This window comes from Sphingobacterium sp. B29 (genome assembly GCF_001952815.1).
Classification (GTDB): domain Bacteria; phylum Bacteroidota; class Bacteroidia; order Sphingobacteriales; family Sphingobacteriaceae; genus Sphingobacterium; species Sphingobacterium siyangense.
Genome location: NZ_CP019158.1, coordinates 2,110,940 through 2,126,665, shown reverse-complemented (window position 1 = coordinate 2,126,665; position 15,726 = coordinate 2,110,940). Strand labels below are relative to the sequence as shown.

Here is a 15,726-nt window from a genome sequence, read left to right as displayed (position 1 = left end):
GCCGATCAGAAACCCAACGCTTTAATTTCATCCTGAATAACAGCATATGCTTTGCTTGCATCTTCTACTGGAATTCCCTTGGATAGTCCAGGTCGTTTATGACCTGTATAGGTGAGCCATGCGTCTTTCATCATCGTCTGCCTTTTCAAAACAAGCGTATATAACTGGCGAAGTTTTGGTTGACTGCGCAAATTGTCATCCCATGCGCTTTCAATCGGGAAATCAGGCATCAGGTGCTGTACTATTTCCTTAGCCATTAGCCAATGCCCCAACTCTCCGGGGTGCACCCCATCTGCGGCCAGTTTAAACTGAGCGTCTTTCTCGATCTTAGCTTCCAAGTAACGACGCATGGGAAAATGCAGGTCTATGATTTCCCAGGACTGCATCTTGGCATAGCCGATAAGCCATTCGGCATAACGATCCAATACTTTATTGTAGCCATTGAGCCGAAGCTGCGGATCATCATGCACTGGAGGTGTCATCCATAGGATGCGTTTGACGCCCTGATCGACCAAACGTTTGTGCAAACGGATAATTCCATTTTTATAGGCTTCAAAACGGATAACATCAAAAGGGAGATAAATGCCGTCATTCATACCGTAACAAACAAAAACAACCTCAGGTTTTATTTTATCAAGCACATTGTCCAGTCGATCAAATAGACAGGGGCGTGGAAATTTTCCATCGGCATGATTCGGTTCACTGAGTCCAGAAACGGTCTCACTTGGTAAGCCCGAATTAATAAACTGAGGTTTCCTTTTCGGGTGACTGCTCAGGAATAGACTTTCTGTCATAGCGACATATTGCCCCGCGTAAGTAATGCTATTGCCTAAAAAAAGTACTTTTTGTCCATCGTCCCAGCGAAAATTATCCGTTTTTTTTTGTCCAACCGCTTGCACATACCATATACTAAAGCAGAGCAATAATGGCAAAAAGCGTATTTTTTTTGTTTTTAATAATAGATTCAACATCGTTATAATTGATAAAGCTAATAGCGGGATTAGCTTAGTTTTATTTTTAGCGCATAGCCCAAGCTGCTGTTTTGTATCTTCTTGGGTAATTTCAATTGCAATCCATGGTTATCCTGCTGGAAATCGATCCGACCAAACCCTAGAATTTCCACTGATTTCACTTTAGCCATATTTTGGTTCAGGGACTGTACGTTGACGATTCCATCTTTGGGTACTACAAGAGCCATCGCATATACAAAATCATTCTTCTGTGTAAACCAAAAATCCAAGGCTGTAAAAGATACTTTAAATCCTTCCCTTTCCCGTTGCTCGGTATCTGTTATCCGAACTGTTGTTGGTCCCTCATGCGAAATGGTCCAAGGCGATGTCCCATAAACCGCTTCGGCATTGCGCCGCAACCATTTCCCTAAGATAGCAAGATTTTTCTTTACCGGTGTGGCTACATTTCCTTGTGCATCTGGACCAATATTAAGCATATAATTTCCTCCTTTACTGACAATTTCAAGGAGCCAATACCTTAATTCATCCACATTTTTCCAATCGTGGTCATAAGATTTATAGCCCCAGGAATGGTTGAATGTTCCAATGGCTTCCCAAGGTCTGGTAAAACGCTCAGAAGAGTCAGGAATCCGATTATCCCCAGGAATGGCATAATCGCCCATACCATTGCCAATTCGCTCGGAGACAATAACACGTGGATTACAATCATACACAGTTTTATAGAACCGAAAGCTCTGTTCTGCAGTCATCAATCCCGGCATATCAAACCAGATATATTTCAACTGTTTAAACCGCGTCAAAATTTCCTTTACCTGAGGAATTGCTTTTTCGTTGAGATACGAAGCGAAAGAATTTTCGCTGGGATCCCAAAGATTGACACCGAAAGCATCGGTTTTGGCATGAACAAGATCATGCTGTGCCTTTGTTACCGCATATTGCCCGTCGCTACCATCCCGCCAGTCGATATTCTGTGAATAATAGATACCAAAATCGAGTTTATGCCGAAGACAAGCATCATAAAGTTCCTGAATGATGTCGCGTTTAAAGGGCGTAGCCTGTTTGCTATTGAATGAACTAACCGTTGAACCATATAGGGCAAATCCGTCGTGATGTTTACTCGTCACAACAAGATACTTCATCCCTGCACCCTTGGCCATTTTAACAATTTTATCGGCATCAAAAGATTGCGGGGAGAATTGATCCGCCAATTTTGCATAAGTAGACCGAGGAATTTTTGCAACCAGTTGAATCCATTCAGCAACACTCGGACTACCCAAATCTTCCATTTTTTGCCCATTCCACATCCCAGCTGGAATAGCATACAGTCCCCAATGGATAAATAGACCAAATTTCTGCCGCTGAAAATCTTTTAATGCTTTTGCCTTCTGTCTATTCATCTCCTGCCATTCGTTCATCAATTGCGCACGCTGATAGTTTCGCTTATTCCAGCGCATTAATGCTTCTAGATAATAATAATCTGCGTACACTAGCGGGACGTCAATCTCCCCTTTATGCGGAATACTGCCCACACTATGCTTCAGCACAAACAAACCATTTGCTCCGACCTCACTGGAGTACTGCGGTGACCCCAATGAACGCAAGATCGTTTCGGCAACATCCAAATATTCCTGCTGTTGTCCAGTTCCCATGTAGTCAACCAGTTCCAGCAATGCCGAAGCAGTAACCGCTGCTGCCGACGCATCCCGTGGAATAGTCTCAAAATCTGCTTTGCGATAATTCCAGTTTGGGACAAATCCAGCTTGATTTACATCGAAGTCCCATTGTGGCACCTTATCTTGAGGCAGGCGCGGATGCTTTATATAGAACTCTGCCATTTTTAGTGCAGCCTGTAAAAACTTAGGGTCCTTCGTTTCACGGTACATCACGACAAACCCATACAATCCCCAGGCTTGCCCTCTAGCCCAAGCTGAATTGTCCGAAAACCCCTGTGCCGTTTCCCGGCTCAATACAGCACCGGTATTGGGGTCATAGGTAACCACATGATAAGAACTGTAATCTGCGCGATATTGATTTTTCAGCGTCGTTTCTGCATGTCGAATAGCGGCATTACGATAAACAGAATCCCCAGATAATTTGGAAGCTAAAAAAAGAAGTTCCAAATTCATCATGTTGTCGATAATGACAGGGAATTCATACGTATGTTTACCATCCCAAGAGGAAAAGGTATCCCAAGACTTAATTGCACCAACCTTCGGATTGAAACGTGTCAATAGCGATTTGGCGCTCTGGATTAAAATTGATTTGAATGTAGTATCACCAGTTAACCGATAGGCATTTCCATAACTGCAGTTCATCACGAAACCAATATCATGGTGCTGTGTATTATATTGATTTTGGCACAATGAATTCGTCCATTTTAGTGCAGCGTCCCGCCACTGATCCTCGCCGGTATACTCAAAGACATACCAAAGGCAGCCTGGCCAAAAACCACCCGTCCAGTCCCGGATATCAGTAAAAGTTGTTTTCCCCTTGGGATCTGCCGATCGTGGATACTTACGCAGATCGCTATGATCTTTATACAACAAAGCGTACTGTCGCTGAGCCAAATCAAATCCTTTTTTTTACCATATCGCTTGTATCCGCACGTAGAAAAAAAGGATGAAAAAGGCTCAAAAAATAAATAAAGTATAGGCTATATCTAAAAAAAATCATGTTTAGGTTCATTTTATATCCATAAAACTAATCGATCCAACCTGGGTTCTGCACCAGGTTTACGTTCATCTGTATTTCTGAGGTCGGGATAGGCCATACGTTCAAAAAGTCACCCTTATAGCTATAATTCCCAACATTTGTCCCCCAAACCTGCTTACGTCCATTGCCTGCTTGAAACACCTTCTCTTTCCAGGTTCCCCAGCGCAATTCGTCAAAGTAATTGATTCCCTCATTCGGGAACTCAACCCGACGTTCATTACGAATACGCAGGCGTAAGTCTTCCTTCCCACCGACGGCAGTTGAAGCATTAGCATTTAAAAGTGCTACACCTGCACGCTGACGAACTTCGTTAACTTTTGCTATAGCTTCATTTAGTTTGCCCTCTTCATTCAAGGCCTCGGCCCACATCAATAAAATATCAGCATAGCGGAAAATCGGAAAATCGATAGGACCATAATTGCGATCCACAATCTCATTGACTCCTTCAGCGACAAATTTTCGATAGAAATAGAAGAAATTGATCTGTGTATCGCTCTGAATATCGCCGTCTACCTGTGCCTGCCCGCGAAATGGCCAGCGCATAAATTGAAGACTTTCAACATTCGTAAAATTATAGGCACCCCTAAAAGTCGAATAAGGCGTCACGACATTGGCCTGCAAACGGGGATCACGATTTTCATAGGCTTTTTTTATACGCTCCTCATTGCCTTGCGGTAGGTAAAGACTCATCTTTGCACCTCTCAACGTTGCAGCAGCTTTCTCGGCCTCCGTGAGATTGTTGCGCAGAAAAAACACCTCCCTTTCATTTTCGGTTAAACTACTGTATCCTGGAATAATTTTATCCCATTCAAACTTAGAACCATCATTATTTTCATAGAGATCGACCAAATGTGGTGAAGGCATGTAATAATTCCAGCCACGCGAATAGACCGAGGGCCAGCCACAAAACAATTGCATATTATTTCCATAGCCTGATTCACTCCGATGCTGAATAGAAAAAATCATCTCAGGACACTGTTCATTAGCTTCTTTAAACAAAGCTTTATAATCTCCGAAGAGTGAGTGGCCAGCATCTTTTACTTTTTGAAAATCTGCCGAAGCTTTTGTCCAATCTTTTCGATAAAGATAAACTTTACCCCGTAAGGCATAAGCTGCTGCCTTTGTTGCATGTCCATAATTCGCATTCCCCGCAGGATAACGATCAGGAAAATTAGTTTCTGCGATACAATCGTTCAAATCAGCTAGGATTTGATTCCAGACATCATCTTCCGAACTACGTCCTTTGACGGCTTCGGCTGCAGTAAACGGCTCAAGGTAGATGGGTACCCCTTTGTAAAGCTGATTGAGCCGAAAATAAAAGTAAGCACGTAGAAATTTAGCTTCCGCAATATATTTCGCTTTCTTTTCTGCTGTAGAAGGTGACTTTAGGGGAATATTCTTTAAGGCATCGTTTGCTCGTTGAATACCTTCATATTGAATCTTCCAAACATTCACAAATAATGGATCGCCGGCGGTGATGGTACCTGTCAATAAGGGTTCATCAAAACGTGCCTGCCCAGTATAGGAGAAACGGTCAAACTGATAAAGTTCATAAGGTGAGATCAGTCCGCTATGCCCCATTAAGAGTCGAAAGGAACTATAGATCCCCGCAATCCCTAAATCAGTTAAATTGTCGGTTGTCCACATCGTTGCGGTGGAGACCGATGAATATGGGGAGGTATCCAAAAGATCTTTTTTGCAACCCAATATACTTGTTAGCAATACAATTGCTATTATTTTTTTCATCATTTTCATTGTCATTAGAATTAAAAGGTAAGATTCAAACCCAGTGAATATTGCCGCATTGAAGGGTAATTTGTTGTTGAACCTATCTCAGGATCTAAACCAGGATATTTCGTAAATGTCAGCAAGTTTTCACCCGCTAAATAGATCCGTAATTTTGCAATTGATAGACGGTTTGCCAAGCTTTCTGGAAGCGAATAACCCAATTGTAGGTTACGTAGTTTCACAAAAGAAGCGTTATACAAATAATAATCACTGGTACGTCCATTCTGTGCATCTGTCACTCCTTTTAAGCGTGGATAATAACCAGCTATCCGGTTGTTGGGATCGGAAGGATTTGCGGCATTATAATAGTAATGGTCATTTGCGACCAATGCCGGTACCGATTTTCCCTGCGCAACGATGGATGAATTGAGATAGAGTTCATTCCAGTAATACGACATACCTGAAGAAGCCGACCAAATCATGGATGCATCAAATCCTTTATAGGCCATATTGATACTGAGGCCGTAATTGAATGCTGGAGTTTCTCTTTTGCCCATAAACTTTTGATCATAGACGTTCCCGTAGATACCATCATCGTTCATATCCGAATAGATCAAGTCACCATACCATATCTTGGTAGGGTCTATGCCATCGGCAGGCTGAAATGAATAGCCAGCAGCGACCATAGCCTTCAACCATTCCATATCCTGTTCCGTCCGGATCATACCGTCGCGTGGCCCTCCATTTTTATCGACAGAACCATCCGCTAAAAAATGGCTTCCCGAACCTCGGTATACATTGTACAAGTAAAATTCATTGATTTCGTGCCCTTCTAAAATACGCTGGTTGACACCGTTGGAAACCATACCGATATTGGACTGGTAAACACGATTACCCGCCGCATCCGTTACATAGCCCTCCGACAATGCTCCTTTATATTTTTCCACCCGATTGGTATTGTAGGCAAAGTTGGCCGAAATTCCATAGTTAAAACCGTTGATTTTATTTTGGTATCCCAGCGTCAATTCAATCCCCCGCTTGCTAACTTCGGCAATATTCATGGTTGCTGCAGTAGCAGTTCCAGTTGTCGCCGGAATGGTCGGAACATATAAGATTCCATCGGTATAAGCACGGTAGGCATCAAATTCGACCGTTAATTTATTTTTCAATGCCGTGGCTGTAAAACCTACATTTGTTGTTGTGGTCGTTTCCCAGTGTAAAAGATCGTTTCCTAGTTTAGTCTGTGCCAAACCACGAACAGCCTGATTATTGAATGAATAGTTTACCGTACTATACGAGGGAAGATGATCGTAATTACCCGGAGAGGCATTATTTCCGGTTTTCCCCCACGAGGCCCTTATTCGCAAATCATTCACAAAAGATTTAAGTGGACTCATAAAAGATTCTTCCGAAATACGCCATCCCGCAGAGAATGCCGGAAAGAGCCCCCAGCGTTTGGCGGTTCCAAATCGAGATGACCCATCGTACCGTACCACCGCTTCCGCAAGGTATTTATTAGCGTAAGCATAATTTGCACGACCAAAAAAGGACCGCAAACCGTAGTCAAGCTCATCACCGGTAATGGAACTCATTGTCGTCGCCGAATTAAATGTTGTCAGGTCTGGATGCACAAGCCCAAGTTTGGCCGCTCCGATATTATATTGGTTAAAATACTGTTCATTATACCCCAAGATGCCGCCCACATCGTGTTTACCAAAAGATCCTGAATAACGCAATACATTATCAACGATCACATTGTAGCTCTTGGTTAACCCATACTGGGTGGTTATTTGTCCCGCAGACAGCGCCGCAGTACTTAATTTGTTGGTTGCAAAATTCCATTTCTCATAAGGCACCTGATGCGAATTCGTTTCGGTATAGGCATGGTTATAATTTACCCTGGATTCAAACTCCAAGCCTTTCATGAGATTTAACTTCGCAAATATTGTGGTATTGAATCGATTGACCTGGTTCTTTCCACCCATCCCATTTAGAAAAGCCAGGGCATTGTTTGCAGTAGCCGATTCTTCGGCCGCAGCCGGGAAACCATAGACCCCGTTGTAGAAAGGATAAACTCCTGGCACGGTTTGGGTCAGGTAAGAATATGCTGTGACCACATCGGCGACACTCAAATTCTGCATATCGCCAAAGGTCTGGGTACCCACAGTTAAAAACTTGGCAACTTTAGACTGTAAGTTAATACGCAGACGTATCTTGTCTGCTCCAGTTTCGGGCATCGTCCCCGGATTGTTGAAATAGCCCACTGAAAAGAGGTATTGCGTATGCTCACTGCCACCATTTAGAGAAAGATTGTGATTTTGTAAAAGTTTGCGTTGTCCAAAAAGCACATCGCCCCAATTGGTATTTGGATAAGCGACTTCATTGGGAATACCAAATTCTGTTAACCCTGTTGGATTTTTCTTCGCTTCTTCCCAGAGGTTGATTGTTGCATCGGTATAAACAGCCGCTTGCCCTAAATTTTTGAAGCCTTCATTAACAAGGCGCATATGTTGTGCGTAATCGGTAATAAATTCGGGTACATTATTGGGGCGCAACAGCGAAACCATTCCCGTATAAGACACATTATTTTTTCCCTTGGCTCCCTTTTTTGTCGTAATTAAGATAACGCCATTCGACCCCAAGGATCCATAGATCGCTGCTGTTGCCGCATCTTTTAAAATCGAAATTGACTCCACATCATTGGGATTAACTGCATCCATAGATCCGACAATACCATCGATCACAACCAAGGGAGACGTATTGTTTAAAGTTCCTTTTCCACGAATCAGTATACTAGCACCGTCTGCACCTGGTTTTCCCGTTGTGGCCTGTACGTTAACGCCCGCCGCGAGTCCAGCCAATGAAGAGCTAAGTGTGGAGGTTGACCTATTCTCTACCGAACTGCCGTTCACGGTTGACACGGCACCAATTACATTTGCGCGTTTCTGGCTTCCATACCCTACGACGACCACCTCATCCAGACCACTTACCTCCTCCTGAAGTACAATGGTTAATTCATCATTCCAGTGACACTTTTTTCCAAACGTTGATAGCCTACGTTTGAAAATACCAAAGTGCCATTTGGCGTTGGTAACTGAATTGTAAACCTTCCATCCTGGTCCGTGACCGTGGAAATATTAGCTCCCTTCACTGTAATGGTGGTTCCTACCAGGACTTGTCCTTTACCATTAACGACTTTACCAGCAATGCTCCGCTGCTGGACTTCTTTGCGTTCGGTATTTGGCGGATTTCTTTTGGGTTTTATCACGATCACCTCATCTTTTTTGATCCACTCCAGATCCAAAGGTGCTACGATAGCATTTAATGCATCTTCCAATTTGGCATGCTGTATATTGACTGACAAACGTGCCTGAGCCAATGACTTGCCAGTTAAGAAAAAATTAACACCACTCTGTTTTTGGATATCACGCATCACCTGATTTAAGGTAACGTGCTTTGCGGTTAAGTTTATGGTCTGCGCATTTCCCTCTGCAAACAGCTGCATCGCGGTCAGTAAAGAAATGAGTACGATCAATTTCATAATCAGTATACTTCGTAAAGTTAAACTCCACGGGTGTAGCCTAACAAATGGATAAAAAATCATATGTTTGTACGGTTTGTATGTTATTTATAAATGGTTATCAAAAATTTGCCTTTGGGCAACACTTGTAAGTATATGCATCCAATTCAAGGCAGTGCCCCCCAGCACTGCCCTTTTTGTTTTGCTTATACCCTTTTCCGGATTAAGTGGAATCCATGATCATTTCTTTTTTCATCTTTATTTAGGGTTTTAATTACAACGGTCTAACATATAGGATATTCTTTTCATCGCTTTTGCTCAGCTCAAAACGCAACCCACCTTCTTCCAATACGTCAAGTACGTCGCGGAGCGGCTTGCTTCGTTTTATACGACCATAGAAATGTGTTTGCGGTACCTCGCCTTTATACTTCACTTCGACATTATACCAGCGACCAATCTGCTGCAGTGCATCCGAAAGCGGTGTTTCGTCAAAATAAAACAAACCTTCTTTCCAGGCGGTAAAGGGTGCTGTATCCACATTTGCGAGTTGTATTTTTCCGTTATTGGAATTGGTCGATTGCTGACCTGGTAGCAGGTATATTGCTTCTGAATATCGTTTATGGTTCGATAATTTAACCTTCCCATTGACTAAAGTCGTTTTAATCACGGTATTATCGGGATAAGCATTGACGTTAAAGGCAGTCCCGAGCACCTCAATTTCCTGTCCTTTACTCAGCACTTTGAAAGGTCGTGCGCTATCTTTCGTCACTTCAAAAAAGGCCTCGCCTTCCAAACTAACTCTTCGTTCATTTTTTGCAAAGCTCATCGGATATTTTAGCGAAGAGCCCGCATTGAGCCATACTTTTGTGCCATCAGGTAAAGTAATCTGGTATATCCCCCCTAGCGGAGTGGCTAACTCCAATACAACCTTACTTGGATCTGCCGCCATCCCCTGTTTATCTAATGCCGCAGCAGCGATAGATTTTCCATTTTCGTAGGTAATACTTTCTCCCATCACAATCCCCGATGCCTGTTTATCGAGTTCTAAAAGTGTGCCGTTCGCTAAACGAAGGGTAGCACTGTTTCCACCAGGCTTTACAACAACACCCGTTGTATCTTGCAGCCTAACGAGGTTAATGTCTGCCTGAACAGGACTCGTCTGTTGCTGCCAGAATATCATTGTAAAAATAAAGAGCAATAGGCAAGCCGCCGCAGCCCAATAGGGCCAAACGATTGAAAACTTAGGTTTATCGCGCTCCTCTGTGCCTTGCTGAATTTGCTTTTTGATATTTCCAAGCACTATTTTTTGCCTGGATTCACTCATTTTTCCTGCAGCAGAAGGCTGGAGTAAACTAGTGACTATAGCCTGATCGATGGCATCCTGATCCCCGATGTCGGTAGCAGAAAGCGCATGCTGTAGCCATTCGATCTCTTCAAGCGAACAGTTCCCTTCTTTATATTTTTGAAGTAATTGGTCTATTTTAGATTTATTGGTCTCCACTGAGCTGTATTTTTACTAGTAAATACACACTTCGTAGCATAAAGGTCTGCTCCAGAAAAAAAATAATTTGCAGCATGTAGAAAATTAATTTGCAGCATGCAGAAGCAGAATCATTAGTAGGGCCGAGAAGCCATTGTCTTGCAATGCACCATGTCGGATAAATTTATTTGCTTTAACAATATGGTCACGAACAGTAGCAATAGAAATATCCATTTCTTCGGCAATCTCCTTATAGCTTTTACCTTCAAGCTTAGATAACCTAAATATTTTTTGGCGTTGTTTGGGCAATCTGCTCAACAAGTCTTCTACCAGGACCATGGCCTCCTTGGAATCGAGCACCTTATCAATGGTATTTTCAGATTCCAATGCACCATAGGCGAGTTGGACTTCAGATTCCATCTCCAATTTCAGGCGTCGTTTGAAATTAAATGTGATGTTACGCGAACAGGTAAAAAGAAATGCTGCAAAAGATTGTTCAGGATCTATTTTTGACCTATTTTCCCAGATACGCAGAAAAACATCCTGAAGTAAATCTTCGGCACTAGTTTCATTTTTCAGAAACTTAAGGATATTGGCATAGATAATCTGGCTATAACGATGGTACAAGATATCAAAAGCCTGCATATCTCCATGATGGAGTTGGCACAAGAGTTCCTTCTCAGGCAGATTTTGATTGATGTCCATAATTGATTATTCTAGGCATGAAGTTAATTACTTCGCTGCAATAATTCAAATGAAATTTCTGAACACCAGTAAACTTATGTTATTTTTTTCTTAATTTGCAGTAGCTAATCCCCCCATAGCGATCAAACCAATCGATAAACGTATCCATTTAGAACCATGCAAAATTTCATATATCTATTTTTTGGCTTACAGGCCCAAACCACTCAATTTTTAAAAATAGGATTGACCTTGTCTATAGTCGGCCTATTTATTTGGCCTTCACATGGTCATGGGCAATCCTTAATGCACCCAGTTACTCAGGTCAATTATGTGAAATCGCAAATCAACAAAAAATCCGAACCTGTATATACTGCATACACGCAGTTGATTAGGCTGGCCGATTCTCTTTTATTGACTGACCATCATGCTGTTGAAGATTTTAGTGTACCCGGCTTTTACAGCGATAAAGAAGGCCAACGTGCTATGGCAAAAAAGCTCCATGCGGATGCTTTTGCTGCCTATTGTACGGCCTTGGTCTATACCTTAAACGGGGAGCAAAAATATGCATCCAAGGCCTTATATTTCATTAACTCCTGGGCCACAATCAATAAAAAATACAGTCAGTTTGACGGACCAGTTGTGCTTTCTTATGCGGGAGCCGGATTGATGATTGCTGCCGAATTACTTAAAAACGATCCCCTTTGGGCGAAGAAAGATCATGATCATTTTAAGGTCTGGACCATCGATGTCTTTCAAAAAGCGACACATTTCTTACGCGAAAAATCCAATAATATTGCGGATTGGGCGAGGTTTGCGAATCTACTTTCGGCAAACTTTCTTGATGACCAAAAAGAGCTTTCTTTTACAATAGCCTTAATCAAGGCTGATCTCTTTGAAAAGATCGCAGCTGACGGTCATCTTATTGAGGAAGTAAAACGGGGTGAGAAAGGTTTATGGTACACCTACTTTTCATTAGCACCATTGACAGCCTCCATGTGGTGCATACACAATGCCACCGGAGAAAACCTATTTACCGCCACGAAGGACGGAAAATCGGTCACGCAGGCCCTTGACTATTTATATTATTACAATCAACATCCAACTGAATGGCCTTGGTTTAAAAATCCGGACGTTGACATCCTGGACCGGACAGCAGGAGTTTGGCCCTCCAATCTCTTTGAGGCCATGAAGGATATTTATCATACATCGAAATTTGATCCGTATCTTTCAATTTACCGTCCAATAGTTTACAAAAAAAATCATTTTGCGTGGACTTTCCCCACGCTAACGCCAGCACACTTGCATCTCGAAAATAAGACAAAGTAGCGAAGCATAAAGCGATCCTTGTCTTATCAAGGATCGCTTTAATGGCAAAAATCCAGCTCTTATCTCTTAAATGCAGAAATACCGATTTCCTGAAACTCCAACTTTTTATCTCCCACGATACGCAGCTTGGTTATCGGCTTGTTCGGAAAAAATAAACTGGTCATTACCGTTAGCCCCTCGTCTGCAAAAAGTTCCACAGAGCTCACATCAACATACAAACTGAAAGAAAGTGCACCCTTATTTAGCAGCCTTTGTGCCAAAGCTGTCTTTGGAAATTCTCCATTAAAAGACACTTCGCCGGACTTAGAACGATCGATATAATAGGCATTTTGGTCTTCACGATACCCAATAACCAATTCGTCGCCAGATTCATTCGATAAGATGACTTTAAAAGCCTGCCGCTTCAAATCCTTGAGGTCCAAACGGTACGCTTGTGGGAGATGTTGCTCGAATGAAACTTCCTTCGTTCCGCCGCCATGGTATTTTTTTAGCGGACGAAATGCGGTTTCAATTTCTTTGGGCACAGTACTCGCAACGTAGAACGACTGTCCAACTTTTCCTAAAGTTAAAACACGGGGTATGGTTGAGGAAGAACGCCATTTTGTGGTAGGAACCACATTGGCATATTGCCAGTTGCTCATCCAGCCAATCATCAGGTGCCTATCCCCTAGGTTACTCCAGGTTACGCCGGCATAGTTATCGGGTCCCCAATCCAACCACTTTATTTTAGTATCCGTTGTTCGGAACTGATGCCCATCAAAGTCACCCACAAAATATTGTGTCACCGAGCCACCGTTGGGTCCACCTGGATTGATGCTCACCAACAAAACCCATTTTGTAGTTCCTTTGTAATCCATGGGGATAAGATCAGGGCATTCCCAGACACCACCATGGGCCCCCACCTCTTTGCCAAACTCACTTTCCTTCTGCCATGTTTTCAAATCTTTGGAAGAATAGAAAGTAATACAATCTTTTGTAGCCAAGGTCATAATCCAACGCTGGCTATGCACATGCCACATCACCTTTGGATCTCTGAAATCCCATATACCAGGGTTTGGCAATACCGGATTGCCTTTATACTTTGTCCAGGTAAGGCCCTTGTCCAAACTATAAGCCAAACTTTGATTTTGATGCAATCCTGTTTTTCGATCCTCTTCCTGATGATTGTGATGGGTAAAAATGGCGACCATAGCACCTTTTCCAAAACCTGCCGTGTTATCTTTATCGATTACAGCACTACCGGAGAAAATAGTCCCCAAACTATCGGGGTACAATGCGATCTTCTGCTCGTCCCAATGGATTAAATCTTTACTGATCGCATGGCCCCAATGCATAGGCCCCCAAACGGGTTTTTCGGGATTATGCTGAAAAAAAAGATGATAATTACCGTCCAGATAAACCAGTCCATTGGGATCGTTCATCCAACCCTGCTGTGGTGTAAAATGGTAAAGTGGGCGATACTTCTCTTCGGGATCTCCTTGTTTATGCTGTCCCGTCTGTGCCAGACTTGTACCAAAAACACCTAGCAGGAGCATTAAAACACCGTATTTCTTTAATTTTATCATTTTTCTTTTGTTTACATTTTTAATTAGGTTCTTGTTCGCTTCAATAGGCAAATATCGTCTCAATTGTTAGGAAGATTTTTCTATTTTCAACCCATTCACTTGTACTGTTCCTTGATCCGCAAAAATAGTCCAAGGGTTTTGATCCATTTTATAGATCCGGTTGGTAAAAGCAACACGGTCATTCACATATACGATACCAATCGATTTTTCAATAATAATTTTCACGTTAAAAATCCGGTTGGTCGGTACTGTAAGTGGCGTAAAATTGAGTTCTGTTTTGCTTCCGCCGCCATCGCGTGCCTCCTTGTTCATAAACAGTGCTGGCATATTCCAACGATTGGATGAAGTCAGATCAAAAGCAATGCTATACACTTCGGTCGGATCATCACATGCGCCAAATGAAAAACCAAATTTGCTGGATTGGGAAGCATCAATGGTCATTGTCACTTTCACGGATGAAGTGTTCCGGTTAAATTGTGCATAACTTCTTCCGCCCGATTGCGCTGTCAAACTATAGGTTTTATTCGATTCGGAAACTTGACCAACATTGCTCAGTTTTTCAAAGGGGACTTCCTTATTGAATTTACTGTTTAGGGCTTCCGGAATTTTAGGATATAAACGTCCTGAAGCTCCCTGAACCAACTGGTGTGAAATTAAATTTCCAGCCCAGGGCAGTTCGTTGTTATTATTTACTGTTTGCCCGGTTGAACACCATCCCGAAAGATAACGTGTCGTACCGTCGCTAGCCGTTTTGCCCGCATAGAGATAGCGTCCGTCGAAGGTTTCATGATGTCCTTCGCTATCCCGACAGATCGTCCAAGGGCCATCCGGAGAATCCGCAACACGATAAAATGTCTTGCGATGCTCATCCCGGTTGATCCGCGAAAACAAGAGATACCATTTATTGCCCATTTTAAATAGATCCGGGCATTCCAATAGTTCTGCATCTGTTTCGATTCCATATTTCTCTACTGTCCCTGTGGTCGCAACGAGCGGTTCAATCATAGACCAACTGCTTAAATCTGTCGACTGATAACGTGCCAGCGTTCCTTTTCCGTCTTTTCGTGTCGTGACTAACATGACGTAGGCATTGCGGCCTTCATCCCAATAAACCTGTGGATCACGAAAATTATTTTGATCATAGCCCGCTGCAGCCTGCAGCGCCATTGCTGGTTGCTTGGTCCAATTCATTAAATCAGTTGACGTAGCCAACATAATCTTTTCCGCAGGCGTAAAAACATTGTTATGCCCCGTATAGAAACAGTAATACAATGTTCCTTTTTTAATAAAACTTCCTGTTCCGATCCATTCATCCTGACTCCCCACAGCACCCGACGACAAGACTTCGGTATAGCCCTCAAATGTTCCATAGTCACTTGTCCGCGTACTATAAATCGGATGCCTGTTGGCATTTTCATACAGATAAAACAAGTAGAACTTGTTATCGTTGGCATTGTAGTAAGGCATGGGATCGCCCACAAACCCCTGCTGGGGTCTGTAGAACCTTTGATAGGGGCCCGCCTCCTGCCTCGAAATACAAGCCGTAGAACTATCCACAGGCAGTATTTCCATGGGCCTATCCAGCCCTGTCGAACTCTCATCCCCATTCTTGCAACTTGTCAACAAGCTTAGCAAGAATACTGTCGGAAGCAAATATATCTTTGGTCTCATGATTTAAATCTTTCTATTAATCCCTGGATTAGCTATCATTTTTGCTTTTTATAATAACTTGTTTTGTTT

Annotated in this window: 10 protein-coding genes; 1 reads left to right on the top strand and 9 read right to left on the bottom strand. The window is 42.6% G+C overall.

Annotated elements, in window-relative coordinates:
• Positions 1-5: 5 nt before the first annotated feature.
• From BV902_RS08835 to BV902_RS08810, 7 genes are all read right to left on the bottom strand, one after another.
• Positions 6-971, bottom strand: a complete 966-nt coding sequence (locus BV902_RS08835; protein ID WP_075991623.1) for an SGNH/GDSL hydrolase family protein — start codon at positions 969-971, stop codon at positions 6-8.
• A 29-nt stretch (positions 972-1,000) separates the two neighbouring features.
• Positions 1,001-3,538, bottom strand: a complete 2,538-nt coding sequence (locus BV902_RS08830) for an alpha-L-fucosidase (RefSeq protein WP_083663535.1) — start codon at positions 3,536-3,538, stop codon at positions 1,001-1,003.
• 133 nt (positions 3,539-3,671) lie between these two features.
• Positions 3,672-5,432 carry a RagB/SusD family nutrient uptake outer membrane protein gene (locus tag BV902_RS08825; RefSeq protein WP_232475706.1) on the bottom strand — a complete coding sequence of 587 codons (1,761 nt, stop codon included), beginning with the start codon at positions 5,430-5,432 and terminating at the stop codon, positions 3,672-3,674.
• A 17-nt stretch (positions 5,433-5,449) separates the two neighbouring features.
• Entirely contained in the window at positions 5,450-8,383 is a 2,934-nt protein-coding gene (locus BV902_RS08820) for a SusC/RagA family TonB-linked outer membrane protein (protein ID WP_237242031.1), read from the bottom strand.
• Positions 8,384-8,421: 38 nt separating this feature from the next.
• Complete coding sequence (locus BV902_RS27095; RefSeq protein WP_172840658.1) at positions 8,422-8,952, bottom strand: DUF4974 domain-containing protein; 531 nt, start codon at positions 8,950-8,952, stop codon at positions 8,422-8,424.
• Between the two features lie 253 nt (positions 8,953-9,205).
• Entirely contained in the window at positions 9,206-10,432 is a 1,227-nt protein-coding gene (locus BV902_RS08815) for a FecR family protein (RefSeq protein WP_075991621.1), read from the bottom strand.
• 84 nt (positions 10,433-10,516) lie between these two features.
• Positions 10,517-11,116, bottom strand: a complete 600-nt coding sequence (locus BV902_RS08810) for an RNA polymerase sigma-70 factor (protein ID WP_075991620.1) — start codon at positions 11,114-11,116, stop codon at positions 10,517-10,519.
• Positions 11,117-11,272: 156 nt separating this feature from the next.
• On the opposite strand from BV902_RS08810, the gene BV902_RS08805 reads away from it, so the two are divergent.
• On the top strand, positions 11,273-12,421 hold the full coding sequence (locus BV902_RS08805; RefSeq protein WP_083663532.1) for an alginate lyase family protein: 1,149 nt from the start codon (positions 11,273-11,275) through the stop codon (positions 12,419-12,421).
• A gap of 59 nt (positions 12,422-12,480) precedes the next feature.
• Here BV902_RS08805 and BV902_RS08800 read toward each other — a convergent pair whose 3' ends face one another.
• Both BV902_RS08800 and BV902_RS08795 read right to left on the bottom strand, forming a co-directional pair.
• Positions 12,481-13,986: a glycoside hydrolase family 32 protein gene (locus tag BV902_RS08800; protein ID WP_075994685.1), complete on the bottom strand. Its 1,506-nt coding sequence runs from the start codon at positions 13,984-13,986 to the stop codon at positions 12,481-12,483.
• Positions 13,987-14,052: 66 nt separating this feature from the next.
• Positions 14,053-15,657: a glycoside hydrolase family 32 protein gene (locus BV902_RS08795; RefSeq protein ID WP_075991619.1), complete on the bottom strand. Its 1,605-nt coding sequence runs from the start codon at positions 15,655-15,657 to the stop codon at positions 14,053-14,055.
• Between the last annotated feature and the right edge of the window lie 69 nt (positions 15,658-15,726).

What these genes read in the sequence shown, in the direction of transcription:
- BV902_RS08835 (WP_075991623.1), bottom strand. Translation starts at nt 971, where the DNA reads ATGTTGAATCTATTATTAAAAACAAAAAAAATACGCTTTTTGCCATTA.
- BV902_RS08825 (WP_232475706.1), bottom strand. Translation starts at nt 5,432, where the DNA reads ATGATGAAAAAAATAATAGCAATTGTATTGCTAACAAGTATATTGGGT.
- BV902_RS27095 (WP_172840658.1), bottom strand. Translation starts at nt 8,952, where the DNA reads ATGAAATTGATCGTACTCATTTCTTTACTGACCGCGATGCAGCTGTTT.
- BV902_RS08810 (WP_075991620.1), bottom strand. Translation starts at nt 11,116, where the DNA reads ATGGACATCAATCAAAATCTGCCTGAGAAGGAACTCTTGTGCCAACTC.
- BV902_RS08805 (WP_083663532.1), top strand. Translation starts at nt 11,273, where the DNA reads ATGCAAAATTTCATATATCTATTTTTTGGCTTACAGGCCCAAACCACT.
- BV902_RS08800 (WP_075994685.1), bottom strand. Translation starts at nt 13,986, where the DNA reads ATGATAAAATTAAAGAAATACGGTGTTTTAATGCTCCTGCTAGGTGTT.
- BV902_RS08795 (WP_075991619.1), bottom strand. Translation starts at nt 15,657, where the DNA reads ATGAGACCAAAGATATATTTGCTTCCGACAGTATTCTTGCTAAGCTTG.